The sequence below is a fragment of the Pandoraea soli genome, assembly GCF_902459595.1.
In the GTDB taxonomy this organism is placed as follows: Bacteria; Pseudomonadota; Gammaproteobacteria; order Burkholderiales; family Burkholderiaceae; genus Pandoraea; species Pandoraea cepalis.
The window spans coordinates 726481-750852 of sequence record NZ_CABPSG010000001.1 but is presented as its reverse complement, the minus strand read 5'-3'; the positions used below and the strand labels follow the sequence as shown (position 1 = coordinate 750852).

Sequence of the window (24372 nt, the reverse complement as noted above, 5' to 3'; positions counted from 1 at the left end):
GATGTCGCCGTTTATGTGTATGCGCTGGATGATGCTGGCGGCTATGCGGCGTGCCCGTGCAACGCTGAGGCGGCATTGGCCTCCACTTGTGCGACGAACGTTGGATCTCGCTCGCGAAGGTCTTCGTGACTGACGCGTCCCGTGCGCAGCATGTAGTCGTATGCGAAGCTCACGGGATCGAGGTGCATGCGCTGGCCAACGGACTCGTACCAGTCGAGGCTCCGTCTGGCGGCGTCCTGAAAGCGATCGGAGGCGCCGCGGCGGCTTTGCTCGAACGATGCGAACGCCGCTTGCACGTCGTTCCGATGCGCCGACAGCGCCTCGAACAAGGCGATGGCATCCTGCATGGCCATGCGCGTGCCCGAGCCGAGCGAGAAGTGCACACTGCGCAGGGCGTCGCCAAGCAGCACCACGTTGCGGTGCGACCAGCGCGCATTGCCGACCACCCGTGCCTGAAACCAGTTCGACCGGTTGGTCAGCAGCGAATGACCTTGCAGGTCGTCGGCAAAGATCTGCTCGCAGAACGCGCGGCTCTCGTCCTCGGCGGCGGTATCGAGGCCGCAGCGTTGCCATGTCTCGGGATCGACCTCCACGAGAAACGTCGAGCGATCGGGACTGTATTGATACGCGTGCGCCATGAACACGCCGTGCGGCGTCTGACGGAAGATCAACGAAACCGGGTGGAAAAGCCGCGCCGTGCCGTACCACGCGAACTTGTTGCGTCGCTCGTCGAAGCTTGGCATGAAGTCTTCGGCCAGATGGGTTCGCACTTCGCTGTTCACGCCGTCGGCGGCAACGATCACGTCGGCGTCCGATAGTTGGGCCGGATCGGTGACGTGGCTCTGATAGCGAACATCGACGCCTGCTTCGGCACAGGCTTGCTGCAGTACGCGCAGCATATCGATGCGGGCCGTACGCGAAAAGTGATTGTTGCTCAGGCGGACCGGCACGCCTTGATGCACGATCTCCATGTAATCGCAGCGGGTATGGTGCGCCGTGAACTTGCGGAAGAATGCTTCGTCCGCCTCTTTCAGGAACGCAAGTGCAATGTCGGAGAAGACAACGCCCCAGCCATATGTGGCATTGGCGGCGTTGCGCTCGTGCACGACGATCTCGTCTTGCGGATGACGCTGTTTCATCAACAGCGAGAAGAACAGGCCGGCAGGCCCGCCACCGATGACGGCGATTCTCATGATGGGCTCCTTGATTTTTAGCTGGCGAAGATGGCGGGGGCGTCAGGCTATACGTGTCAGCGGTCGCGTGCTCGGCACGGCCAACAGGGCACCGGCGTTGGGCACCACAGGGGCCAGACCGAGGTGATCGAGCATCTGGCGCACGGTGCTCACGGCGGTCGACGTTACGGGCAGGCCGAGCCGGTCCTGCGCGATCTGGATCGCAGGCAGCGACGGCATCTGCACGCAGGCGGACAGCACCACGACGTCGGCATTGGCCGTATTGAGCCGCTTGACGTCGTCGAGCAACTGCATGGGGTCGCGGCGTCCGACCTCAAGGTTGTCGGGCATTTCGAACGAAAGCGCATCGAGCACCTCGATGCCCTCGTGCTCGATATACTCGACCACGGCCTGCGTCAGCGGCTTCATGTACGGCGCCATCAGCGCGATCTTGCGCGCGCCCAGCGTTTTCAACCCCGCAACGAGTGCACCGGCCGACGTCATGACGGCGGCGTCGCAGTGGTTCTCGCGCGCGACTCGGCGCAGGTCTTCCTCAACCTGGCGGTGGTAGCCCGGCCCCATCGCCATGATGGCCACGAGGCAAGCGGTACTCATGACATTCACACGCGCGTCGGCGAGTTCGGCGGCACAGCGCAGCCCCTCGGCGTTCATCGCCTCAAGTTCTTCCTTGACCACGCGATGCATGCGCATGCGGCTCGAATGGAAGGTGAAGCGCTCGGGCAGGACCTGCTCACGCGCGCGCAGCATGGCGGGAATCTCGGTCTCCATCGTGGTGTTGGAACTGGGTACGATCTGACCAATGCGAAATGGGGTAGGCGTCATAAGGTGATGTCTCCGGCGAGTGAGGGGGCTGCGGCGTGTTCGTTGCGGGCTCGGTATTGTTCGAGCGCCGCGCGCAGTACCGACGGCATCTCGATCGACTCGCGCGCGCCGCGCTGGATGCAGATCGGCGTGAGTCGTGCAAGGAAGGCGATGTCGTTGTCGGCTTTGCGCGCCGTCATCAACAAGGTGAAGGTTCTTGTGCGAACTTCGGCGACTTCCACGGTGACGTCGAACACGTCGTCCGGCCAGAGCGAGCGGCGGAAGTCGAATGTCAGCGCGCGGGTGGGGGTGCCGAATCCGTGTCGGTTCTTGACGGCCTGTGGTGTGCCGCCGAAGAGCGATCCGTAGAACAACTCGGCGACGGAGATGACATAGTCGGAAAAGGTCGCCGTGTAGACGACGCCGGCCGGGTCGCACTCGCCCCATCGCACCTGACGGCGCACTACGAAGGGCTGCTCGCTCACCACGTATTCGGTGCTGATCATGCGTCCGCCTTTGCCGTCTGGGCGGTGGTGGGGCGCGCGGTTTCGGCGGCAAGGCGTTCGGCGATGGCCGCCCGCAGCGATGCCTTGTCGACCTTGCCGACGCGGGTCACGGGAAATTCGTCGACCGTCTCGATACGCTCCGGGCACTTGAACTTCGCCAACCCCTGGCCGACGAGAAACGCGGCGAGTTCGGTGACGGAAGGCGCAACATGTCCGGGGCGCAGGATGAGATAGACACAACCCCGCTCGCCGTAAATTGGATCGGGCATGGCGACCAGCTTGGCGTCGGCAACGGCCGGATGATGGCTGACAAACGCTTCGACCTCTTCGCAGCCGATCTTCTCGCCACCGCGATTGATGTTGTCGCGCAGACGCCCTTCGAAGGCGAAGCAGCGCACGCCGTCGATGACCTTTTCCGTGACCATGTCGCCGGTGCGCACGAAACCGTCTGGCGTGAGCGTCTGCGCCGTTGCGTCGTGCGCCTTGTAGTAGCCGCGCAGGCTCGACGGTCCACGGAAGCAGAGTTCGCCGGCGGTGCCTGCTTCGGCGGGCGTATCCGTGCCCGGAAACAGCACACGAATATCGTCGTCGTCGCACCCGGATAGCCCTTGCGTATGGTGACGCAATGTTGCTGGCAGATGCGCGCCGGCCCCCATGAGCAGGCCTTCGGTCGTGCCGTAGAGGTTGAAGCACGGTACGCCGAGGTGGGCTTCAAGCGAGTCGGCGCGGCTCATGGTGCCGAAGAGTTGTAGCGACGACAGATCGTGTTTCCCGACGTTCTTGTACGCGATCATTTGCGGTGCAACAGGTCCGATGGAGAGGCCATGCGTGACGCGGTGTATCTCGATCAGCGTGAGCATGCGGGCGATGTCGACACGGGGCATCAGCACGGTCGTCATGCCGGTTGCCACGGTGGACGCCAGCACGTAGAGCTGACCGGCGTTGTGCAGCAATGGCAGCGACCAGATCATGCGACTGTGTTCGGTCATGCCAATGTGGCGCATCCATGTCAGCGAGTGACCGATGTACTCCGCATGAAAGCGTGGGATGATCTTCGGCACACCGGTCGTGCCGCCCGAGAGTTGGAAGCTCAGCACGTCTTCGCTGCCGATGCGAATGTTGGCCAGCACCTCGCGCGCGTGCTCGAGTGGCATCGCGTCGATGAGACGCTCGAAGGCGTGATGGCCAGTGCCGGCGCGATCATCCTGCTTCCCGCGTGCCACCAGCAGATGCTCCAGCGACGCGTGCCGCGCCATCATCTGACGCGCAAACCCGACGAGATCGAACGCGGAGAAATCGGCTTGTACGAAGTAGCCGCGCGCCTCGGACTGTGAAACCAATTGGCCGATTTCCACTTCGCGGTATTGCGGCACGGCACACACGGGGACGACGCCCGCCTTGTAGGCCCCCATCAGCGCGACGACGGTGTCGACGGTGGTGCCCATCTGGAAGACCGCCCGGTCGCCCGGGCGCAGGCCCAGTTCGATGAGCGCCGCGCCAAGCCGTTCGCTGCGCGAGTCGAGCTCGACGAAGGTCAGCGTGGCCTCATCACTGAGGTAGGCCGGGCGTGCCGGCACACGCGCGGCGGTCGCCCGCAAGGCGTCGCCGAGGGTAGTGTCGACCCAGGCGTTCGACGCGAAATAGCGCTGCGCCAGGTCCGGCGGACAGTACGTCACGCCGTCGATACGGTGATAGATACCGCTCATAGTGTCTCCTGCACGTTCCGGTGGCGACGTTATGCGCGCGGGGCGATCCGCACGATGTCGCGTTCGTAGCTTTCGATTCGGCCGTCGAGCCCGCCCGTGAACAATCCGTACCAGACGGCGGGTTTCAGGCCCAGTGCGCGACGCTCGAACGCAATCGGCACATCGCTGGAAATCACCGTGTAGTCGCCGTGGGCTTCGACGCGGCACGACGGCAACTGCCGTGCGGCTTCGGTCAGCGGCGCAAATTCGGGCACATTAAGGACGAAAAGCTGCAGCGGCTGGCGAGGCTGTGGCGTTTGAGTTTTCATGACTGACGCTCCCCATGAAGCCGTTGGCCGAGGCGCTGAGCCTTGCGTTGCCACACGGTATCGATGCAGGCGAAGGGAGCACCTCCTGCGAGGGCTTCATCTTCGATTTCCATGGCGGCCTCGAGCGTGGCCGACGCGTCGCGCGCATCGATGCCTTCCAGCGCGCGCAGCTTGCGGGTGATCTCGATGAAGTAGCCGTTCGGGTCGCGAAAGTAAATCGACTCGATCACCTCGTGCGCCGTCTCGGTCGAGACTTCCACGCCGCGTGCTTCCAGCCGGGTCTTCCAGGCCCGCAATGCCTCCGGGCTGTCGACCAGCCACGCGGTGTGCGTGGCGTCGAATACGTGGTCGTCGGGCAATGGTGCTCGGCCAGGACGATTGGCGAGGAACACCGGTTCCTCACTGCCCAGATAGTAGAAGAAGGCGATCGTGCTGCCGTGGCCGCTATCGAAGAAGAAGTGCAGGAAGTCGGGGTGCGTTGCCGGCCCCCAGCCGCGGGCGGAAATCGTGTGAATCAGTGGCAGGCCGAGAGTGTCGCGATAGAACTCGACCGTTTGCCGCAGTCGCCAGGTCGGCCGCGCCGTGTGATCCACGCCGTGCAGACGCAAGGCGAGATCGGCTGCGGGGATGTCGTTCAACTTCATATCGGGTCTCCCGAAGTTCGGTAGTGCATTTGGGGGGTAGGGGCAGGGCGTGTCATTGTGGGAAGGTCTCGCGCAGCCAGTCCTGCAGCAGGCGACCGGCGATGTAGCGTCCCGCTTCTTCGCCATCGGCCAGCGCGCGGCCGTGGTGGTCGCCACGTACGCGCCGGTGCGACTTCTGCGTCGAGCCGAGGCTGGCGTAGATGTCGGCGATGACGCTGGGAAAGCAGGCCTGATCGCCCGTGTACTCGATGAGCAGCGTAGGCTGCACGATGGCCGGTGCGGTTTTCGACAGCAAGGCGTTCGAAGACAACCCCGACCATGTGGAGAGCCAGGCCTCGGGAGAGCAGACGCGGCCAAAACCGACCGAACCGTAGTTCGAGGTGAACGGATCGCTGCCCCAGAGCGAGCCGAAACGCCGGTCGGACGGGTCCAGCGTCAGGTCGAAGCAGCGCAGGTCGGCATCGGTTCGCCAGACCGTCATCACGGGCGTGTGCGCGGCTATGCGGCGCAGGCGTGCGTCAGTCCGATCCGAGTCGTGTTTGAGGCGCTCGCGAGCGCCTTGACGCGCCGCGATCAGATCGCGCGCCATGGCGTCGAGACGCGCCGCGCGAGCGGTTTGCGCAGCGCGGTAGCGTGCTACGAAGTCGGCGTCGTAGCGCGTCGCGGGGGCGACTCCCGACTGCCGCGGCGAGAACCCGTTGGCCGGGTCGAACGGGTCGAGCGTCGGGTCGACGGACAGGGCATCTTGCTCGTTGGTCACCGACGGATCGATGCAGGTTTGTAGCAGCGCACCTTGTCCGGGGTGGGGGGCGACAAAAACCACACCGTCGATGGCCGGCATGTCGAGCGAAGCCAGTTTCGTCGGACGTCCGCCTGGCGTGCGCTCGATTCGCGCTTCCGGGGCCAGCCCGGATTGCTGCGCGTATAGGGCGTAGAGGCCACTGCCGCCCGAGTTGCCGAGCAGGATGACGCGTTTGAACCCCGCCTCGCGCAGGAATCGCATGCTGGCGGCGACGTCATAGAGTGCGAACTCGTGTTCCAGTCGCATGTCGTTGCCGACCGAGCGCGGCGCCTGTGTCCACGCCGCATAGCCTGCATTCACGATATCCGGGATCAAGTAATGACACGCCATGAATTCACGCGGATGCATGATGCAGACCACGGTATCGGGAGAACCCGCGGTGTAGAGGGCGCCGCTCGTCGCCGCGCCGTCCGCTGTGCGAAGGACGACATTCCGTGTCGTCGCACCCAATGGCAGATCTCGCGGATTCCAGTCCGTGTTGAGAAATCCCGCCGTCGCGCCGTGACCGACGTTACGACCCTGCAGTTGTTGACTCATCTCCTCACCTCCTTTTTTTACATATTAGTCCAGTTTTTTACGAATGAGTAAACATTCGTGTTGAAATTTGACGCGCGTGTAAAAAAGTCTGGGGCGAAGTGCTTGCGGGGCTTTGCGCTGCAAGGGAATTTGGTTATCGTTGGGGTTTTCTGACGCCTGCGTCAAAAGAGGAACTGAAGGTCGCCATGAGCAAAACACAGACAAAGAGCGACGCGTTGCGGGAGAACATTCTGGAGGTCGCGACGCGGCTATTTATCGAGCGGGGTTTCGACGGGACGAGCTTCAACGACATTGCGGATGTCGTGGGCGTGAGTCGTCCGGCGCTGTACTACTACTTCAAGAGCAAGGAAGCGATTCTCGAAGTGTTGACCACGGTGGTCACGCGTGCGGCAGGGGAGTTAGCCTCCGAGGCGTTACCGGAGGATTTGCGGCAACCGGCCGCGATGTTGCGGCATCTTGTGTTGCGGCATGCCCATTTGATCCTCACACATCCGTTGCAATTTCGTGTGGTGGAGCGCAATGAGGACAACTTGCCGCTCAAGCAGAGGAAGCTCGCCGAGCAATCGCGGCGCGCGGTGCTTGAACAGTTCCGGCAGGCGATTGAGTTGGGTATCGAACGCGGTCAGTTTCGCATGATGGACGCGAAGGTCGCCGCGTTCTCGATCATCGGTATGTGCAACTGGACAGCCTGGTGGTTCACGCCGTCCGGCCCGCGTAAGGTTGACGAGATCGCGGAGCAGATCGCCGACATGGCGCTGCGCTCGGTCGAGCAAGATGCGGGGCGGCAGCTCAGCGAGCAAAGTGTGGCGGGCGTGTTGAAGCTGTTGCGTGACGATATTGATTTGCTCGAGCGACATGTCAAGCCGTGAGCGCGTTGCAGTGCTTGCGCACATAGGTCATGTCGCCGCACGAAACTTGTTCGATGCATGAACCTCGAAATGACGGTTGCGATGGTTCGGGATATCGATCCAACCATCGCCGCGCTTGTATGTATGGCGACCGTGCGGCTTGCTGTTTGAACTCAGTGGAAAACATACGTCGTTCTTTGAATTCGGAATCCCGAGTTTCCCTCCATGCGAAAAATACCCACGCCGACGGCGGAAAATCACGTGCAGCTATGGACTTTTCAACATGTTGAACAATTAAGCACTTTGCTGCGAGAGGGTGTGCTGTGCGGGGATTGGAAGAATATCGAACCCGCTGATGAGAAAGCGTATCGGTATATGTGCCGAGCAATGGAAATGTACGAATTGGATTGCGGGGATGCGCCTCCAATTTGGGCGTGGCACTCTTGTTGGGGGGCTCGGAAGGCGCCTGATAGTGCGGTTGCGGCGCAGTTTCTCAGTCTCGCCCAGCTTGCTGCGAATAACACGGTATTGCTTTCGCTGGAGTGCCCTGATGACCAGTATCTACTCTCCAATTACCACGAATGGTGTGATTTAGTCTATTTTCCGTCATTGTCGAAAGGGATTGATTGCGTTTCGGAAAGGGCATGGCAGGAAGATGATGAGACAGACCATCGAATCTTTTGCGTTGATCTTGTCACCAACGAAGCTGACCTGGTTCAAGCAACACTGCCGATTGTCCGCAAAGAATGGCTGAGACAGGTTCATCGTGTTGGATTGGACGGAGAGGGCGTTCAGTTCCGGCGTTTGACCGATGCAATCGACACTGTATTGCTCATGCCATAAGGCTGACGATGGCTGGCACAAACGCGTCGGTTTCGAGACGCGTGCCAGCTAGAACGTTTGCCCCTTCTCTGTTTTCAAGTCTCACTGGGAAATCGTTGTGGCGGAAGGGGTTAGGGGAGGTTTTGCTTCGAAGGCGGGGGAGCGTGAACAGCCGGAAACCCGAGTGTTCGCTGTGTGTGGGAAACGGGTTGCGGAGCAGTATTCGGAGGGATTTGGTGATGAACAATCGGGAAACTTCCCGATTTATTGTCGCCACAAAAAATAGTTGATGGGCATACATTTTTGTGGGTACAATAAATGCCCATGGATATCAGTTTCGACCCGGCGAAAAGTGACCGGAATGTGCAGGAACGGGGTTTGCCGTTCACGATGGCCCAAGACTTTGAATGGGACAGCGCGGTGATCGAAGAGGATATCCGAGTCGACTATGGCGAAAGACGCTACCGGGCCTTCGGGTATATCGGTGACCGACTGTTCGCATTGGTCTTCACGCCTCGCGCAGAAAAAATACACGTCATCAATTTGCGCAAGGCGAATTCGCGAGAGGTGAAACGCTATGCCGAAACTTAAGCCGGGAACCGTCCTCCCTACACCGGCTGAGGACGCCAAGATCAAAAAGCAAATGCGTCAGGATTCGCAGAATCCAGAATGGACGAAGAAGGACCTCGCCAAGGCACGGCCTGCGAGTAAAGTGTTGCCGGGGATTGTTGGCGAGGAAATTGCTGAGAAGCTGCTCAAGCCTCGTGGTCGGCCCAAGGCCGAGACTACGAAGGAGCGAATCAACATTCGGCTGTCGCCGGAGGTTGTCGATTACTTCAAGGCGTCCGGTAACGGTTGGCAGACGCGAATCGATGCGGCGTTGCGGCAGTTCATTGCAGAGCATCCGCACGTGGTGTGATGGGAGTTGTTGCAGCGGGATAACGAGCGCATTGTCCCACAGGGGATGTTTGCAGCTATCGTGTGCATGACTCTGTGCATCGTCTTCACGGGTGGGCTTGGATTGGGACCAAACTATATTCCGCCCGCTGAGGCTGAGGCAAACCACTACGGGCAACTCAGAAATATTGCGGACCTACCTGCATTAATTCAAAGCAACCGGCCTCCAAGATTCCCGGTGCGGTTCACAACGTTATATCGAGCGTTAAGCAATTTTCGCGGAGTCCGCTGCTGCCACAGGCGAGCGTCGTGTAGCGTTCTGCTCCTCTTTAACCAGTTCGATGAATGCCCTGAGTGGAGCGGACGTAAATCTGCTCGAGAAGTACAGTTGAGGCCCTTCGAATTCTCGCCACCAGTCATGCAAGACAGGGAGAAGCTCGCCGCTTTCCAGATAAGGGGTTAGCCAGTTTTCGAAGGTGCCGATGACGCCGCGTCCGTCGCGCGCGAATCCAATGGCTGCCGAAGCACCATCCACGCCGACGATGAGGCGGCCTGGCGGATCGACCCTGACTGTTTCCTGTCCAAGCTCGAATAGCCAGTCGACGAGAGCGCCGCTCGAAAAACGCAACCGGATACATTCGTGATTCAGCAAGTCGCTCGGGTGTCTGGGAATACCGCGCGCGGCAAGGTATCCGGGTGCAGCGGCCCATGCGATCCGCTGATAACGCGGTCCAATTGGCACAGCTATGGTGTCTTGTGCCAAATGCTCTCCGTATCGGATCCCAGCGTCGCAACCAGCTGCCACGATATCGACGAGTCGGTCATCCACCATGATTTCAACGCGAACTTGCGGATGCGCTTCCATGAAGCGGTCGATGATCGGCGGCAGGATATCGACCATCACCGCGCCCGTCACGTTGATCTTCAGAAGCCCACGTACGACGCGCTGCGAACTGGCGGCGTCACGCAATGCGGCACGCGTTTCTGCCATTAGCGGCGCAATACGGGTGGCAAGTGTGCGCCCCGCTTCTGTGGGCATGACGCTGCGTGTGGTGCGGATCAGCAATGGGACGCCCAACTGCGCCTCAAGTTGTGCGATCCGCTCGCTTACGGTCGAAGGGGACAGGCGCAGCCGTTTGGCAGCGGCCCGAAAACCTCCGGTATCTAGCACAGCGAGGAAGACCGCGAGCAGATCCAGATGGGAGTCGTCGTCATGATTGTTCGGCATGGCGATCAGTCTATTCGATTTTTACATTATTATCAAAAATTGCCGAACTGAATAGAGTAGCCGCAAGCTCATTCTGGAGGACGAAAACATGAATACGACTAAAACTGTTTTGATCACAGGCGCTAACAAGGGCATCGGCTACGAAACGGCTCGACAACTCGGTCGGCTGGGATATCGCATCTGGCTCGGCGGCCGTGACGCCGCACGCGGCGAGACAGCGATGAAGTCTCTGGTGGCGGAGGGTCATGATGTTCGGTTTTTGCCAATCGACGTGACGCGGGACGAAAGCGTACGTGCCGCTGCTGCGCGTGTACGGGACGAAGACGGTCGACTTGATGTGCTGATCAACAACGCCGGCGTTCCAGGCGGCCCTCACACGACACCCAGCAAGCAACCAATCGACAGCATCCGCGCTGTATTCGAGACAAACGTTTTCGGCCCGATCCGCGTGACTCAGGCGTTCGTGCCGTTGTTGCAATCTGCTGGTCGAGGTACCGTCGTGATGGTGAGCAGCGGACTCGGATCTCTCGGCTGGCTGTCTGATCCGGCTAACCAGTTCTATGGCGTGAATATTCTTGGTTACAACAGTTCGAAGTCGGCCCTCAACGCTGTTGCGCTGGCATTTGCAAAAGAGTTCGCGTCGGTCGGCATCAAGGTTGACGCTGTCGATCCAGGCTATACCGCCACCGATTTCAACAGCCACTCGGGTTACCGCACGGTGGAACAGGCAGCCGCAGGCATCGTCTGGCTTGCGACCCAGGACCCGGCCGGGCCGTCAGGACGTTTCTACTTCGAGCAGAACCAGATTCCTTGGTGATGGGGCCTCTGTGCGTGCGCCCGGCGCCTTTGCGCCACAGTAGCGCCGGAGCGGTTCGGAGGAGTCGAGAGCACACGCGAATCAAGGAGAGCACGAGATCGGAGAGATCTCCTTGGTGGCAGGGCTCGCGCGTTAGCACTCGAAGAACAATCCAGGATTGAGCGAACCTGGACGCTGGTCGCCTGCTCGAATGACCGCTTTCGATAAACCTGGCTGGCCGTTCTCGGTCGGGCCATGCCTTTTGCATGAGAGGCCACACCCGGAGTGATTGCTTCGCTTGGGCGTGGGGCGGCGGTCGGCCATAAACGGACTTCGACAAAGCACGAACGTCTGGCCGTTCTCCTCGGACGTTGCGACGCTCAATCCGCGCCAGGCTGCGGGGAAAAATTGAAATGATCGACTCCGGACACACCAGGCCGGTTTTGCGGGCCGGCCAAGTGCGAGTTAGTGGGCCTTCAAGAATGCGGCAATCAGTTCGGTAATCTCTTGCGGCGCATCCTCGAAGCTGTAATGGCCGACTCCGGCGAGTCGGTGAACCGGCGCCATGGGAAAGATCTCGCAGAACAGCGGAAGAAAGTGTTCGGCTGCCAGCGTCCGATCGGCCTCGCCCCAGATGGCAAGCGCTGGCTTTGAACGGATCGCGTCGAGTGCTAGCGCGTCTGGCACTTCGAAACGATGTGCGCCGATCGCGAAGCCCTTTGCCCAGCCAATCGCGCCGGCACTATCGGTCGGCAGAGCGAAGCGCGAGCCGTAGGCGCGCAGCCACGCATCGTCAATACGCGCGTGGTTTTCGAAGCCGTTAAGCTTCAAGACACTCAGGATGTTGAAGCCGAGTTCGTCCAGCACGGGTTCGAGACGGCCTTGCGAATCGGAGCGGAGAATCCACTGGAACCATGGCGAGACTGCGGCATTCGCATTCAGCCGGTCGAATAACGTGCTTTGACCAAACGGCGTCGGGCCGTTCGTGCTGACGACTCGGCGAATGCGGCCCGGATGCCGTGCGGCGAATCCCATGCCAACGGGGCCGCCGAAGTCGTGCATGACGAGAGTGATGTCGTCTAAATCCAGCGCAAGCACGAGCTTTTCAAGGTTGTCGATATGATCCTGTAGCCAGTACGTGCGATGTTCCGGCGTCTCGCTCTTGCCGAATCCCATGTGGTCGGGCGCGATCACACGGTAGTCGCCCGCGAGCGCCTTGATCAGATCACGAAACAGGTAGCCCCACGTCGGTTCCCCGTGAATGCACAGGACGACCGCGCCGTCGGCAGGCCCTTCGTCAACGTAATGCATGCGAAAGCCGGCAACATCGCTGAAGCGCGGCGAAAACGGAAACGTTCCGTCAAACGTGTCATTGGATGGTGTCATATTGGGGGCCTCTTGACGAACGGACCGGCGGGAAATCCGCGCGGTCGAAAGAGGTTAAACTTTGACATCGCTGTCAAGGTCAAGCGTGTCTTTCGGGGGATGTCATGCGTATCGGAGAACTGGCTCGCCGCACCGGCGTCAGTGAGCGGATGCTGCGGTATTACGAGAACGAAGGTCTCCTCAATCCGACGAGGACCGATTCGGGCTACCGCGATTACGGTTCTGACGAAGTAGACGCCGCACAGCGCATCCGCATGCTCACCGCGGCAGGTTTGAAGATCAGCAGTATCCGGCTGTTGCTGCCTTGTGTACTCGGTGAGAAACCGGTGTTTCATCCATGCCTAGAGGCGCGCGCGTTGCTGCGCGGTGAAGTCGAAAAGCTCGACGTTCGGCTGCGCGAACTCAGTGAAACGCGAGAAGTCGTTGCGAGACTGCTCAATGCGGTCGATACCAACGAGACATTGGCGCTCTAACAGTTGCGTGGGTTTGAGTATTGATGCACCGTCGCTGGGCGAGGCCGATCAAGTTGGCGCGTTTCGATCGACGGTGGAAGCCAATGCTTCGGATCACCGTCCAGAAAATGTCTCCACGAACGACCTTAATCGAGCGTGGTAGAGACGCTCACAAATAACCGTGCGACGGCGGAGAAGGGTCGAAAGCCGCAAATAATCGCACCTAAGCGCCTTCGCGGCGCAGTTTCGTGCTTTTGCGGAGCACCGCCCTAAAAAGTCAGCAACCCCTACCGGGAAAACCAAGAAAAACTGGCGGAGGCGGTGAGATTCGAACTCACGGAAGGGTTACCCCTTCGCTGGTTTTCAAGACCAGTCCATTAAACCACTCTGGCACGCCTCCGAGGCGTTGCGCACGACCGGGTGTCGTGGCAGGGGAGGTCGTCTGGTGCGACGACTTGGGATGCGTGCGGTCCGGGAGAATCGGCGTCGGTACCCCGGCGCAGACCGGTACCGCACGGCAGCCGAGATTATACCCGCTCCTCCCGCCATGTGAAGCCTTCGTTCCACCCAAATCGCCCCACACCCCGCCCAAACGCTCACGCTTCCCCCGTCCCCCTCTTGTTTTGTGCCCGTCCGGCATGCATCATGCTTGAAGACGTACGGTGAACGCCCCTCGCGTCACCGTGCGAGGCCTGACATGACCCGGAGACACTCATGGATGCCGACACCTCCCGCGATTCCGCCCAAGAGACGTCAAATGACGCCAGCGGCGAGCGCGCGACCGACACCCCGACGGCCAACGCCTTCACCTGGCAGATTCCGATCCTGTTCAACATCGGTGTCGACGTTTGCGACAAGTGGGCCGATGGCACCAACCGGCTCGCCCTCATCCACGAAAGCGCCGACGGCTCGCACGTGCGACTCACGTTCGATGTCCTGAAACAACTCTCGAATCAGCTCGCCAACGAATGGCGCGCCCACGGCGTCAAGGCCGGCGACCGCGTCGGCATCTTCCTGCCGCAATCGCCCGCCACGCTCGTCGCCCACGTCGCCGCCTATAAACTCGGCGCCATCGCCGTCCCGCTCTTCACACTCTTCGGCCCCGAGGCGCTCGCCTATCGTCTGCAAAACTCCGGCGCCGCCGTGCTCGTGACCGACCTCGCGAGCGTCGCGAAGATCGACGACATTCGCGCCGAATTGCCCGACCTGCGCCTCGTATATGTCGTCCACGACGACCTCCCCGAAGCCCATCATCACGTCGCCGACGACCAGGACTGGGGCGTCGCCGAAGACGGCCTGCTCGCGCTCTGGCCCGCCATTGCATCGCGCGACACCCATTTCGAACCCGTTCAGACCCGCGCCGACGCCCCCGCGCTGATCATCTACACCTCCGGCACCACCGGCAAACCCAAAGGCGCACTGCATGCGCACCGGGTGCTGCTCGGCCACCTCCCCGGCGTGGAGACCTCGCACAACGGCTTTCCGCAAGACGGCGACCTGATCTGGACACCTGCCGACTGGGCCTGGATCGGCGGACTGCTGGACGTTCTGCTCCCCGCACTGCATCACGGCGTGCCCGTGCTCTCGCGACGCTTCGAGAAGTTCGATCCGGTCGCCGCGTTCGATCTCATGGCGCGCCACGGCGTGCGCAACACCTTCCTGCCGCCTACCGCGCTCAAGATGCTGCGCACCGTCCCGTCGCCGCGCGAACACTGGCCGCTGCAACTTCGTTCCGTCGCCAGCGGTGGCGAGTCGCTCGGCCCCGAACTGCTGGCCTGGGGGCGCGAGCACCTCGGCGTCGATATCAATGAGTTCTACGGGCAGACCGAATGCAATATGGTTGTCTCGTCATGCGCCGCGGAATTTCCGGCGCTGCCCGGCGCCATCGGACGCGCCGTTCGCGGACATGACGTGACCATCGTCGACGACGAGGGCACGCCGCTACCGGTGGGCGCCGTCGGCAACATCGCGATTGCAAGACCCAACCCGGTCATGTTCCTCGGCTACTGGCATAACCCGGAAGCCACGATGGACAAGTATCGCGGCGACTTCCTGCTCACGGGGGACTCGGGATTCGTCGATGCGCAGGGCTACATCACGTTCACCGGTCGCTCGGACGATGTGATCACCAGCGCCGGCTACCGCATCGGCCCCGGGCCCATCGAAGACTGCTTGATCCGACATCCGTCGGTGCAGTTCGCCGCTGTCATCGGTGAGCCGGACGAACTCCGCACGGAGATCGTGAAGGCCTTCGTCGTGCTGCGCGAAGGGTATGAGCCGTCCGCCGCACTGGCCAAGGAAATTCAGGATTTCGTGAAGCACCGTCTGGCAGCCCACGAGTACCCGCGCAAGGTGGTGTTCCTGCCGGAGTTGCCGATGACCGTCACCGGCAAGATCATCCGCAAGGCGCTGCGCGAAATGGGCACCGTGCTGGGGTAACGTGGCGGCGCCAGGCGGTTACTTTGCGTCGCGGTCGAGAAAAATTCCCTGAAGGTCATTCAGGAAGCGCTGCCCCAACTCGGTCGGCGCGATGCGCTGCGGGTCGTCGACGAGCAGCCCCTTCTCGACACCCGCCGCCAGCGCCTTGGCAATCCGTGCCATCGGCAATCCAGTGCGATCGGCGAACAGCTCGCTCTTCACGCCTTCGGTCAGCCGCAAGGCGTTGAGCATGAACTCGAACGGCAAGTCGCGCACGTCGACCTCGTTTTCCTCCTGCACCGCGTTGCCCGCCGCGGCCGCTTCCATGAACCGCTGCGGATGCTTGTGGCGGATCTGTCTCAGCACCCGGTGCGGGAACGAAATCTTACTGTGCGCGCCCGCACCGATGCCGAGATAGTCGCCAAACTCCCAATAATTGAGGTTGTGCTTGGCGCGACGGTGCGGCTGCGCATAGGCCGACACCTCGTAGTGTCCATACCCGGCTAGCGCGGTGCGCTCGGCAATCCAGTCCTGCATGTCGGCGGCCGTGTCGTCGTCGGGCACGGTGGGCGGGTATTTGTGGAACTGTGTGTTCGGCTCGAGCGTGAGGTGATACAGCGACAAGTGCGGTGGCGCGAACGACAACGCCGTCTCCACATCCTGCTGGCACTGCGCCAAGGTCTGGTTCGGCAACGCGAACATCAGATCGAGGTTGAAATTATCGAAATTCGCCTGGGCAATCTCGATGGCATGACGCGCTTCGTCGCCATCGTGAATGCGTCCGAGCGCCTTCAGATGCTCGCTATTGAAGCTCTGAATGCCGATCGACAAACGGTTGATGCCACTCGCGCGGAAGCTGCGGAACTTGTCCGCCTCGAACGTGCCGGGGTTCGCTTCCATGGTGATTTCGGCGTCGGCGTCGAGCGGCAGCAGCGCGCGCAGATCCGAGAGCAGACGGTCCAGTCCGTCGGCCGACAACAGGCTCGGCGTGCCGCCCCCAATGAAGACGGTGTGCACCGGGCGACCCCACACCAGCGGCAACGCCTGCTCCAGATCCTGGCGCAAGGCGTCGAGATAAGCTTGCTCGGGGAACGCTTGCGCGCCGCCGTCGCCACGCCACTCATGCGAGTTGAAGTCGCAATACGGACACTTGCGCACGCACCACGGAAAGTGCACGTACAACGACATCGGCGGCAGCGCCGGCAAGCTGATCTTGCCGGGGCGCAGGAAATTCTGCACGGGCAACTCGGATTGACTCATGCCGTTCACGCCTCCCGGCCCAGCTTTTCCAACAACACGCGCAGCGCGCGCGCCCGATGACTGTGCGCATTCTTCACAGCGGGATCGAGTTCGGCCGCCGTCTGATTCAATGCGCGGATGAGAAAGTGCGGATCGTAGCCGAAGCCATGCGCGCCGCGCGGCGTGTCGACAATCTCGCCATCCCAGCGGCCTTCGGCAATGATCGGCTGCGGATCTTCGGCATGACGCACCAGCACGAGCGCGGCGAAGTAGTACGCGTCGCGATAACCGGGGGTGTCGGCGTGCGGCGCGAGTTGCTCGATCAAGTGGCGATTGTTCGCGGCATCCGACTTCTCGCGCCCGGCGCGTGCCGCGTAGCGCGCGGAATACACGCCCGGCGCGCCGCCGAGGATCGGCACGCACAGACCGGAGTCGTCCGCCAGCGCCGGCAGCCCCGTCGCGGCCGACGCATGACGCGCCTTCGCCAGCGCATTCTCGACGAAGGTCACATGGGGCTCGTCGGCTTCGGACACGCCGAGCATTCCCTGCGGTACCAGCTCGATGCCGAGCGGCGCGAACAATGACGCGAACTCGCGCAACTTGCCCGGGTTGTTCGACGCCAGCACGATCTTCTGCATGCCCATCCTCAGACTCCGAGCGCGCGCTTCTGGGCGTCGATCAACTGACGAATGCCGGCGTCCGCCAGATCGAGCAGCACGTTGCTTTGCGCACGGGTGAACGGCGCGCCTTCGGCCGTCCCCTGAATTTCCACGAATCCGCCCTCGCTCGTCATGATGACGTTCATGTCGGTGTCGCACGCGGAATCTTCGACGTAGTTCAGATCGAGCACCGGCGCGCCCTGATACAGCCCGACCGAGACGGCGGCGACATGCGCGCGAATCGGCGACGTTTCGAGTTTGCCGTCGGCGAGGAGTTTCGAAACCGCGTCGTGGGCGGCGACGAAAGCGCCGGTGATCGAGGCGCAACGCGTGCCGCCGTCGGCCTGGATGACGTCGCAATCGATCTGGATGGTGCGCGGGCCGAAGGCCTCGAGGTCGAACACGGCGCGCAGCGAGCGGCCGATCAGGCGCTGGATCTCCTGCGTGCGTCCGCTCTGCTTGCCGCGCGCGGCCTCACGATCGCCGCGGGTGTGCGTGGCGCGCGGCAACATGCCGTACTCCGCCGTGAGCCAACCCTGGCCGGAGTCGCGCAGGAAGCCCGGGACTTTCTCTTCCACGCTGGCCGTGCAGATGACCTTGGTATCGCCGCATTCGATCAGCACCGAACCTTCGGCGTAGCGGGTGTATTGGCGGGTGATGCGCACGGGGCGCAGTGCGTCGTGCGCACGGCCGTCCGGGCGGGGAATTTGCGTCATGAGTGAGTGTCCTGCAAGGTGAATGGGTGCGGTAATACCCGAATGGTATCGCTAAACGCCGCAGGCTTGGCGGCGCGGCCCGGCAGCGCGGGCCGATTCGGGAGCGCAATGCAGGAAAGTGCGATAATCGCGTTTCATCCATGCATGCGAATCCGGTTGCTGCATCGCCTCGCGACAATACTGTCGCGAAGCTGTGGTTCCGGTCACCCCGATGAAAGACAATAATATTTTCAGTATGACCGGCTACGCCAGCGTCACGCGCGACATTGCGCATGCCGATGGTGCCGCAGGCGCGAGCGTGTCGGTCGAATTACGTACGGTCAACTCGCGTTTCCTCGATCTGGCATTCCGTATGCCCGAAGAAGCGCGCGCCTGCGAACCGGTACTGCGCGAAGCGCTCACCGGCAAGCTCTCGCGCGGCAAAGTCGACATCCGTATCAACGTGCAGCGCCCCGAGAACGGCACGAACGGTGCCCTCAATCTCGATGCCGTCAAACAGCTCGCCGATCTTGAACGGCAAGTGCTCGCGTGCTTCCCGGATGCCGAGCGCATGCGCACGGGTGAGATCCTGCGCTGGCCGGGCGTGCTCGGCGAAGAGTCTGTCACGGCCGACGCGCTGCGTGATGCCGTGATCGACGCCGGACGTGCGGCCATTGGCGACCTCGTCGACGTGCGCAAGCGCGAAGGCGCTCAGCTCAAGGCAAGCCTCATCGAGCGCATCGAGTTCATGGAGAAGATCCTCGTGGGCCTGCAGCCGATGGTGCCGGAGCTGATCGCGCGTCATCAACAGAAGATCGTAGATCGACTGCTGGAAGCGCTGGGTCTCGTGGTGCCGGAAGGTTCCACCGCGCCGAGCAAGGACGAAGTCGCCGAGCGCATCCGTCAGGAGGTCACGATTTACGGCGTGCGCATCGACGTCGCGGAAGAACTCACGCGACTCGACGCCCACCTGAAGGAAACCCGCCATATCCTCGACAAGGGGGGCTTGGTGGGCAAACGGCTGGACTTCATGATGCAGGAGCTCAATCGCGAAGCGAACACGCTCGGCTCGAAGGCCGCCTCGAAGGAACTCGCCGATGCCTCGATGGCGCTCAAGCTGTACATCGAGCAGATGCGAGAGCAAGTGCAGAATCTGGAGTAAGCCGCATGTCCGCGTCATCGCAAATCCCGCACGCTACCCTGCACGCCGAGTATCCCGGCAATCTGTTCATGGTGGTCGCCCCCTCGGGGGCGGGCAAGTCCACGCTCGTCAACGCGCTGCTCGCGCAGGACGCCGACATTTGCCTGTCGATCTCCAGCACCACGCGCGCGCCGCGTCCGAACGAGGAAGAGGGCGTGCATTACCACTTCATTTCGGTCGAGCAGTTCCTGGCAAGCCGGAAGGCCGGCGAGTTCCTGGAAAGCGCCGAGGTGCACGGCAACTATTACGGCACGTCGCGCGTATGGATCGAGGATCAGATGCGTGAAGGTCGTGACGTGTTGCTGGAAATCGACTGGCAAGGCGCACAGCAGGTGCGCAAGCGCTTTTCGAACGCGGTTGGGATCTTCATCCTGCCGCCGTCCATCGCGGCGCTCGAGGAGCGCCTGAAGAAGCGTGGGACGGATGAGCCCAACGTCATTGCGCGTCGTCTGTTGGCGGCCGGCGGCGAAATCGCCCACGCGCCCGAAGCGGATTTCATCATCATCAACGACGAATTCCAGCGCGCGCTCGATCAACTGCAATCGGTGTTCACCGCCGTGCGTCTGCGCTTCGCCTCGCAGTATGCGCGGCACCGAACCTTGTTCACCGACCTGGACATTCACGCACCGAACGAACCCTCGTAACACCCTCGCATTCGCCGGCCGCGCTGGCGTTTTTCGCGAGCGTGCCGCGGCTGCGATAGAATACGCCTCATATCAAGAAGGAAACTCCTTATGGCCCGAATTACCGTTGAAGATTGCCTGAAACGTATCCCCAATCGCTTTGAGCTGGCGCTCGCCGCGACGTACCGCGCGCGCCAGTTGGCGCAAGGTCACACGCCGAAGCTCGAGAACAACAAAGACAAGCCGACCGTTGTCGCGCTGCGCGAAATCGCGGCGGGTCTGGTGGGTGTCGAGATGCTCAAGAAAGTGCCGCTCTGATCGGGAGACAGCACTGATGCGATGTGACGTTCCGGGCCGCTCGACGATGCAGGTACACGTATGAGTCATGCAAAATCACCGGCCGCGTCCATCGCTGCGGATGAACCCAAAGCGGGGGAGCCCAAGCCCGAGCGTAAAAAGAAAAAGGGCGAAAGCGCCACGCGGCAGTACATCGACGCGCTGCTCGAGCAGTCGTATCGGCACCTCTTCGGTCCGACGGCGACGCCTGAGCAGCCGCGCAAGCATGAGGTCGTCTCGATCGCCCGCCTGAAGGGCATGCTTGGGGAGTACCTCAAGGAAAGCGACCTCGCGCAAATCAAGGAAGCCTTCCAGTTCAGCGACGAAGCCCACCTGGGCCAGTATCGCCAGAGCGGGCAACCGTACATTACCCATCCCGTCGCCGTTGCCGAGATCTGTGCCGAGTGGAAGCTCGACGCGCAGTCGATCATGGCCGCCTTGTTGCACGACGTGATGGAAGACCAGGGCGTGACCAAGGCCGAACTCGCCGAGCGATTCGGTCCGAAGGTCGCGGAACTGGTCGACGGTCTGTCGAAACTCGACAAGATGGAGTTCAGCAGCCGCGAAGAGGCGCAAGCCGAGAGTTTCCGCAAGATGCTGCTGGCGATGGCGCGCGACGTTCGTGTCATTCTCGTCAAGCTCGCGGACCGGCTGCACAACATGCGCACGCTGGGCGTCACGTCGACGGAGAAGCAGCGCCGTGTGGCGCGCGAGACGCTCGATATCTACGCGCCCATCGCGCACCGCCTGGGCCTGAACAATACCTACCGCGAGCTCCAGGATCTGAGCTTCGCGAATTACCATCCGCGTCGCTACGCCGTGCTCGACAAGGCCGTGAAGGCCGCACGCGGCAACCGGCGCGAAGTGGTCGGCAAGATTCTCGACGCCGTCGAGAAAGCGCTCACGGAAGGTGAGGTAAGTGCCGACGTTTTCGGTCGCGAGAAGACGCTCTTCAGCATCTACAACAAGATGCAGGAGAAGCAATTGTCGTTCTCGCAGGTGCTCGACGTGTACGGCTTCCGTGTCGTCGTCGAGTCCAATGCGCAGTGCTACCTCGCGCTCGGCGTATTGCACGCGCTCTACAAGCCGGTGCCGGGCAAGTTCAAGGACTATATTGCGATCCCGAAGGTCAACGGCTATCAGTCGCTGCATACGACGCTCGTCGGTCCCTTCGGCACCCCGATCGAATTCCAGATCCGCACGCGCCGCATGCATGAAATTGCGGAAGCGGGCGTAGCCGCTCACTGGCTTTACAAGAATGGCGGCGCGGACATGAACGATGTGCAGAAGCACGCGCATCGTTGGTTGCAATCGCTGCTCGACATCCAGAGCGAGACCGGCGATTCGACCGAATTCCTCGAACACGTCAAGATCGACCTGTTCCCCGACGCCGTCTACGTCTTCACGCCGAAGGCGCGCATCATGGCGCTGCCGCGCGGTGCCACGGCGCTCGACTTCGCGTATTCGGTCCACAGCGACCTGGGCAACCAGTGTGTCGCCGTCAAGATCAACAACGAACTGCTGCCGCTGCGCACCGAACTGAAGAACGGCGACATCGTGGAAGTCATCACGGCGCCGTATTCGAAGCCGAACCCCGTCTGGCTCGGGTTCGTGCGCACCGGCAAGGCGCGCTCGGCGATTCGCCATTACCTCAAGACGATGCGCTTCGCCGAGTCGGTGCAACTGGGCGAGCGGCTGGTGGAGCAAGCGCTCAAGGGCTACGGCCTGACGATGAGCGAGATCTCGCCGGAGATCTGGGACAAGCTCGCGCAGTGGACCGGCAACAAGGATCAAGAGGACATCTTCGCGGACATTGGTCTGGGCCGTCGTGTCGCGGCGGTCATGGCCAAGCGCCTCGCGGTGCTCTCGTCGGGCAAGGAAAGCGAGAACGACACCGATAGCCCGGACGATCCGGACTCTCCGCGTACCGGCGACGAAACGGTCGGGCCGCCGGTGCTCATCACCGGCACGGAAGGCATGTCGGTGCAGTTCTCGGCGTGCTGCCGCCCGATTCCCGGCGACGCGATCATGGGGTATATCGGCATCGGGCTGGGCATGGCGATCCACACGACCGATTGTCCGGTCGCGCGCCGCATTCACCGCAAGGACCGGACCCGCTGGATCGATGTGGCGTGGTCCCCGCAGCCGGGGCGTCTGTTCGACGTGGGCATCAAGGTGCTCGTGCGGCACAACCGCGGCGTGTTTTCGCGAGTGGCGGCCGACATCACCGCCTCGGACGCGAACATCGTGCACATTGGCATGGATGAAGTGGTGCCGGACGAATCGGCAACGCTGCGCTTCCTCATTCAGGTGAGCGATCGCGTGCATCTGGCCAACGTCATGCGACGCATTCGCGTGAATCCGGATGTGATGCGCGTGGCGCGCGAGCGACCGAGCGAGCGCCATCAGGAAGAGCTGAATGCCAGTCATGCCATGCGCATCACGCGCGAGCGCGGCGACTACTGACGCGCGGGCCGGTGTCCCCGTCGAACGGGCGCGCGCCGGCACACCCCGCCTGGACGGCCTGATTCGCTAGCCGTCCGACGGCGGGTAGTGCACGTCCAGGATCTCGATCTGTTCGAGCCCGGCCGGCGTGCGCAGCGGCACGATGTCGCCCACTTTCGCTTTGGTGATCGCGCGGGCCATCGGCGAAATCCAGCTCACATATCCCCGGTCGAGATCGACTTCGTCGATGCCGACGATCCTGATCGTGTGCTCGTCGCCCTTGCCGTCGGCATAGGTCACTTGGGCCCCGAAAAACACCTGATCGACGTTCTCCTGACGCCGCGTGTCGACTACCTCGGCGTTATCGAGGCGTCGCGTGAGAAAGCGGATACGCCGATCGATCTCGCGCAAGCGCCGCTTGCCGTAGATGTAATCGCCGTTCTCCGAGCGGTCGCCGTTGGACGCCGCCCACGACACGATCTTCACCACCTCGGGGCGTTGATTGTCGATGAGGTCGAGCAATTCGTCCTTCAGACGTTGATAGCCCGTCGGCGTGATGTAGTTCTTGGCACCCGCGGGAATGTCCGGGGTGCCGGCGTCGAGATCGTCATCGTCGTCGCCACTGTCTTCCTTGACAAAGGCTTTGTTCATAAGTCGATGCACGCGCTGCGCGCGTGTGGGGAGCGTTTCGGGATCCCTGCATTATAGGAGCGATGCGCATTGTCCATGGGCGCAGGCGCGAAAAGCCGCTCGGCAATCATGCACAGGTGTCATGGAGCGAGCCGGCAATGTCCTCTACAATCGGTTCACATTCGCCCCATTGCCCATCCGAACGCAGGAGAGCTGCACCATGACCGATTCCACCAGCCCCTTCCTCGCCGTGCTCAAGCCGCACCTGAGCGACATCGGCGCCTTTACCGTGCAGCGCAGTCTGCCCAGTCTGCCGTTCAAGACGGTCGGGCCGTTCATTTTCTTCGACCACATGGGGCCGGCCACGCTGTCGCCGGGCCAGAGCATGGACGTTCGTCCGCACCCGCACATTGGGCTGGCGACCGTCACGTATTTGTTCGACGGTGAGATCTGGCATCGCGACAGTCTTGGCAGCGATCAGCGCATCACCCCGGGCGCGGTGAACTGGATGACGGCGGGGCGCGGCATCGTTCATTCCGAACGCACGCCGCACGATGTGCGCGAGCGCGGCGGCGACGTTCACGGAATTCAGACGTGGGTGGCCCTGCCGCAGGCCGACGAGGAAGCCGAGCCGTCGTTTGCGCATCACGAGGCGTCGTCGCTGCCCGACATCTTCCTGCCCGGCGTGCATATGCGCCTGATTCTCGGCCAGGCGTTTGGCCAGACGGCGCCGGTGAAGGTGTTTTCGCCGATCTTCTATCTGGCCGTCGATATGGCCCCGTGCTCGGCGTTCGTGCTGCCGCCCGAGTATGCGGAGCGCGCCGTGTACACCGTGCAGGGTGAGGTGACGGTGAACGACGAGGTGCTGCCCGAACATCGTATGGGCGTGCTCGCCCAGGGCGCGGATATGCGCATTGTGGCAGGCGACCAACCGGCGCGGTTGATGCTGCTCGGCGGCGCGCCGCTCGACGGCGATCGGTTCATCTTCTGGAACTTCGTGTCGTCGAGTCGTGAGCGCATCGAACAGGCCAAGGCGGCCTGGACGGCCCAGCAGATGGGCACCGTGCCCGGCGAGACGGAGTGGATTCCGCTGCCGGAGCGAAAGCCGTCGGCGAATTAAGCTTCGTGTAAGCGTGCCGACGCCGGTTGCCGAAACGATCGGCCGCCGGCGTTTTTATTCGGGGACGTGGGCGCTGGTGG

23 protein-coding genes, 1 tRNA gene and 1 pseudogene are annotated in these 24372 nt (G+C 62.2%); 12 read left to right on the top strand and 13 right to left on the bottom strand.

Going from position 1 to position 24372, the window contains the following annotated elements; all coding sequences use genetic code 11:
- Window positions 1–41: 41 nt before the first annotated feature.
- The 6 genes and pseudogenes from PSO31014_RS03205 to PSO31014_RS03180 form a co-directional block, all read right to left on the bottom strand.
- Complete coding sequence (locus tag PSO31014_RS03205; protein WP_150550256.1) at window positions 42–1193, bottom strand: FAD-dependent monooxygenase; 1152 nt, start codon at window positions 1191–1193, stop codon at window positions 42–44.
- Between the two features lie 42 nt (window positions 1194–1235).
- Complete coding sequence (locus PSO31014_RS03200; RefSeq protein WP_150550255.1) at window positions 1236–2015, bottom strand: maleate cis-trans isomerase family protein; 780 nt, start codon at window positions 2013–2015, stop codon at window positions 1236–1238.
- Window positions 2012–2500 carry an acyl-CoA thioesterase gene (locus PSO31014_RS03195; protein WP_150550254.1) on the bottom strand — a complete coding sequence of 163 codons (489 nt, stop codon included), beginning with the start codon at window positions 2498–2500 and terminating at the stop codon, window positions 2012–2014. The genes PSO31014_RS03200 and PSO31014_RS03195 overlap by 4 nt, the downstream gene beginning before the upstream one ends.
- Window positions 2497–4206 carry an AMP-binding protein gene (locus tag PSO31014_RS03190; RefSeq protein ID WP_150550253.1) on the bottom strand — a complete coding sequence of 570 codons (1710 nt, stop codon included), beginning with the start codon at window positions 4204–4206 and terminating at the stop codon, window positions 2497–2499. The genes PSO31014_RS03195 and PSO31014_RS03190 overlap by 4 nt, the downstream gene beginning before the upstream one ends.
- A gap of 29 nt (window positions 4207–4235) precedes the next feature.
- A pseudogene (locus PSO31014_RS03185) lies at window positions 4236–5158 on the bottom strand (VOC family protein).
- 52 nt (window positions 5159–5210) lie between these two features.
- Window positions 5211–6497, bottom strand: a complete 1287-nt coding sequence (locus PSO31014_RS03180; protein WP_150550252.1) for an alpha/beta fold hydrolase — start codon at window positions 6495–6497, stop codon at window positions 5211–5213.
- A gap of 98 nt (window positions 6498–6595) precedes the next feature.
- Here PSO31014_RS03180 and PSO31014_RS03175 point away from each other — a divergent pair, with 98 nt between their 5' ends.
- The 4 genes from PSO31014_RS03175 to PSO31014_RS03160 all read left to right on the top strand — a co-directional run bounded on the left by PSO31014_RS03175 (window position 6596) and on the right by PSO31014_RS03160 (window position 9086).
- Window positions 6596–7366 (top strand): TetR/AcrR family transcriptional regulator, encoded by a 771-nt coding sequence (locus tag PSO31014_RS03175; protein WP_246176196.1) that lies wholly within the window; start codon window positions 6596–6598, stop codon window positions 7364–7366.
- Between the two features lie 204 nt (window positions 7367–7570).
- Window positions 7571–8188 (top strand): DUF3841 domain-containing protein, encoded by a 618-nt coding sequence (locus PSO31014_RS03170; protein WP_150550251.1) that lies wholly within the window; start codon window positions 7571–7573, stop codon window positions 8186–8188.
- A 303-nt stretch (window positions 8189–8491) separates the two neighbouring features.
- On the top strand, window positions 8492–8758 hold the full coding sequence (locus PSO31014_RS03165; protein ID WP_150550250.1) for a BrnT family toxin: 267 nt from the start codon (window positions 8492–8494) through the stop codon (window positions 8756–8758).
- Window positions 8745–9086 carry a BrnA antitoxin family protein gene (locus tag PSO31014_RS03160; RefSeq protein ID WP_246176195.1) on the top strand — a complete coding sequence of 114 codons (342 nt, stop codon included), beginning with the start codon at window positions 8745–8747 and terminating at the stop codon, window positions 9084–9086. The genes PSO31014_RS03165 and PSO31014_RS03160 overlap by 14 nt, the downstream gene beginning before the upstream one ends.
- Before the next feature lie 243 nt (window positions 9087–9329).
- On the opposite strand, the gene PSO31014_RS03155 is transcribed toward PSO31014_RS03160, so the two are convergent.
- Complete coding sequence (locus PSO31014_RS03155) at window positions 9330–10292, bottom strand: LysR family transcriptional regulator (protein WP_150550249.1); 963 nt, start codon at window positions 10290–10292, stop codon at window positions 9330–9332.
- Between the two features lie 88 nt (window positions 10293–10380).
- Here PSO31014_RS03155 and PSO31014_RS03150 point away from each other — a divergent pair, with 88 nt between their 5' ends.
- Complete coding sequence (locus tag PSO31014_RS03150) at window positions 10381–11109, top strand: SDR family oxidoreductase (protein ID WP_150550248.1); 729 nt, start codon at window positions 10381–10383, stop codon at window positions 11107–11109.
- Between the two features lie 444 nt (window positions 11110–11553).
- On the opposite strand, the gene PSO31014_RS03145 is transcribed toward PSO31014_RS03150, so the two are convergent.
- Entirely contained in the window at window positions 11554–12474 is a 921-nt protein-coding gene (locus tag PSO31014_RS03145) for an alpha/beta fold hydrolase (protein WP_150550247.1), read from the bottom strand.
- Between the two features lie 104 nt (window positions 12475–12578).
- Between PSO31014_RS03145 and PSO31014_RS03140 the strand changes: the two genes are divergently transcribed.
- Entirely contained in the window at window positions 12579–12947 is a 369-nt protein-coding gene (locus tag PSO31014_RS03140; RefSeq protein WP_150550246.1) for a MerR family transcriptional regulator, read from the top strand.
- A 289-nt stretch (window positions 12948–13236) separates the two neighbouring features.
- Here the strand turns inward: PSO31014_RS03140 and PSO31014_RS03135 are convergent.
- Window positions 13237–13326 (bottom strand) — tRNA-Ser (locus tag PSO31014_RS03135).
- Window positions 13327–13640: 314 nt separating this feature from the next.
- Between PSO31014_RS03135 and PSO31014_RS03130 the strand changes: the two genes are divergently transcribed.
- Window positions 13641–15365 carry an acyl-CoA synthetase gene (locus PSO31014_RS03130; protein WP_150550245.1) on the top strand — a complete coding sequence of 575 codons (1725 nt, stop codon included), beginning with the start codon at window positions 13641–13643 and terminating at the stop codon, window positions 15363–15365.
- A gap of 18 nt (window positions 15366–15383) precedes the next feature.
- On the opposite strand, the gene hemW is transcribed toward PSO31014_RS03130, so the two are convergent.
- From hemW to rph, 3 genes are read right to left on the bottom strand one after another with little or no spacing between them, the layout of a single operon-like run.
- Window positions 15384–16604: a radical SAM family heme chaperone HemW gene (hemW, locus tag PSO31014_RS03125; protein ID WP_150550244.1), complete on the bottom strand. Its 1221-nt coding sequence runs from the start codon at window positions 16602–16604 to the stop codon at window positions 15384–15386.
- Window positions 16605–16609: 5 nt separating this feature from the next.
- Window positions 16610–17227 (bottom strand): RdgB/HAM1 family non-canonical purine NTP pyrophosphatase, encoded by a 618-nt coding sequence (gene rdgB / locus PSO31014_RS03120; RefSeq protein ID WP_150550243.1) that lies wholly within the window; start codon window positions 17225–17227, stop codon window positions 16610–16612.
- 2 nt (window positions 17228–17229) lie between these two features.
- On the bottom strand, window positions 17230–17958 hold the full coding sequence (rph, locus tag PSO31014_RS03115; protein ID WP_017233496.1) for a ribonuclease PH: 729 nt from the start codon (window positions 17956–17958) through the stop codon (window positions 17230–17232).
- A 211-nt stretch (window positions 17959–18169) separates the two neighbouring features.
- Here rph and PSO31014_RS03110 point away from each other — a divergent pair, with 211 nt between their 5' ends.
- The 4 genes from PSO31014_RS03110 to PSO31014_RS03095 all read left to right on the top strand — a co-directional run bounded on the left by PSO31014_RS03110 (window position 18170) and on the right by PSO31014_RS03095 (window position 22563).
- Entirely contained in the window at window positions 18170–19099 is a 930-nt protein-coding gene (locus PSO31014_RS03110; protein WP_174976353.1) for a YicC/YloC family endoribonuclease, read from the top strand.
- 5 nt (window positions 19100–19104) lie between these two features.
- Window positions 19105–19782: a guanylate kinase gene (gene gmk / locus PSO31014_RS03105; RefSeq protein ID WP_150550242.1), complete on the top strand. Its 678-nt coding sequence runs from the start codon at window positions 19105–19107 to the stop codon at window positions 19780–19782.
- Window positions 19783–19872: 90 nt separating this feature from the next.
- Entirely contained in the window at window positions 19873–20079 is a 207-nt protein-coding gene (gene rpoZ, locus PSO31014_RS03100) for a DNA-directed RNA polymerase subunit omega (protein ID WP_150550241.1), read from the top strand.
- 60 nt (window positions 20080–20139) lie between these two features.
- Window positions 20140–22563 carry a RelA/SpoT family protein gene (locus PSO31014_RS03095; RefSeq protein WP_150550240.1) on the top strand — a complete coding sequence of 808 codons (2424 nt, stop codon included), beginning with the start codon at window positions 20140–20142 and terminating at the stop codon, window positions 22561–22563.
- A 66-nt stretch (window positions 22564–22629) separates the two neighbouring features.
- On the opposite strand, the gene greB is transcribed toward PSO31014_RS03095, so the two are convergent.
- A complete protein-coding gene (greB, locus tag PSO31014_RS03090) occupies window positions 22630–23193 on the bottom strand; it encodes a transcription elongation factor GreB (protein WP_150550239.1) in 564 nt (187 codons plus the stop codon).
- Window positions 23194–23392: 199 nt separating this feature from the next.
- Between greB and PSO31014_RS03085 the strand changes: the two genes are divergently transcribed.
- Window positions 23393–24292, top strand: coding sequence for a pirin family protein (locus tag PSO31014_RS03085; RefSeq protein WP_150550238.1), 900 nt, complete (start codon window positions 23393–23395; stop codon window positions 24290–24292).
- Window positions 24293–24372: the final 80 nt, after the last annotated feature.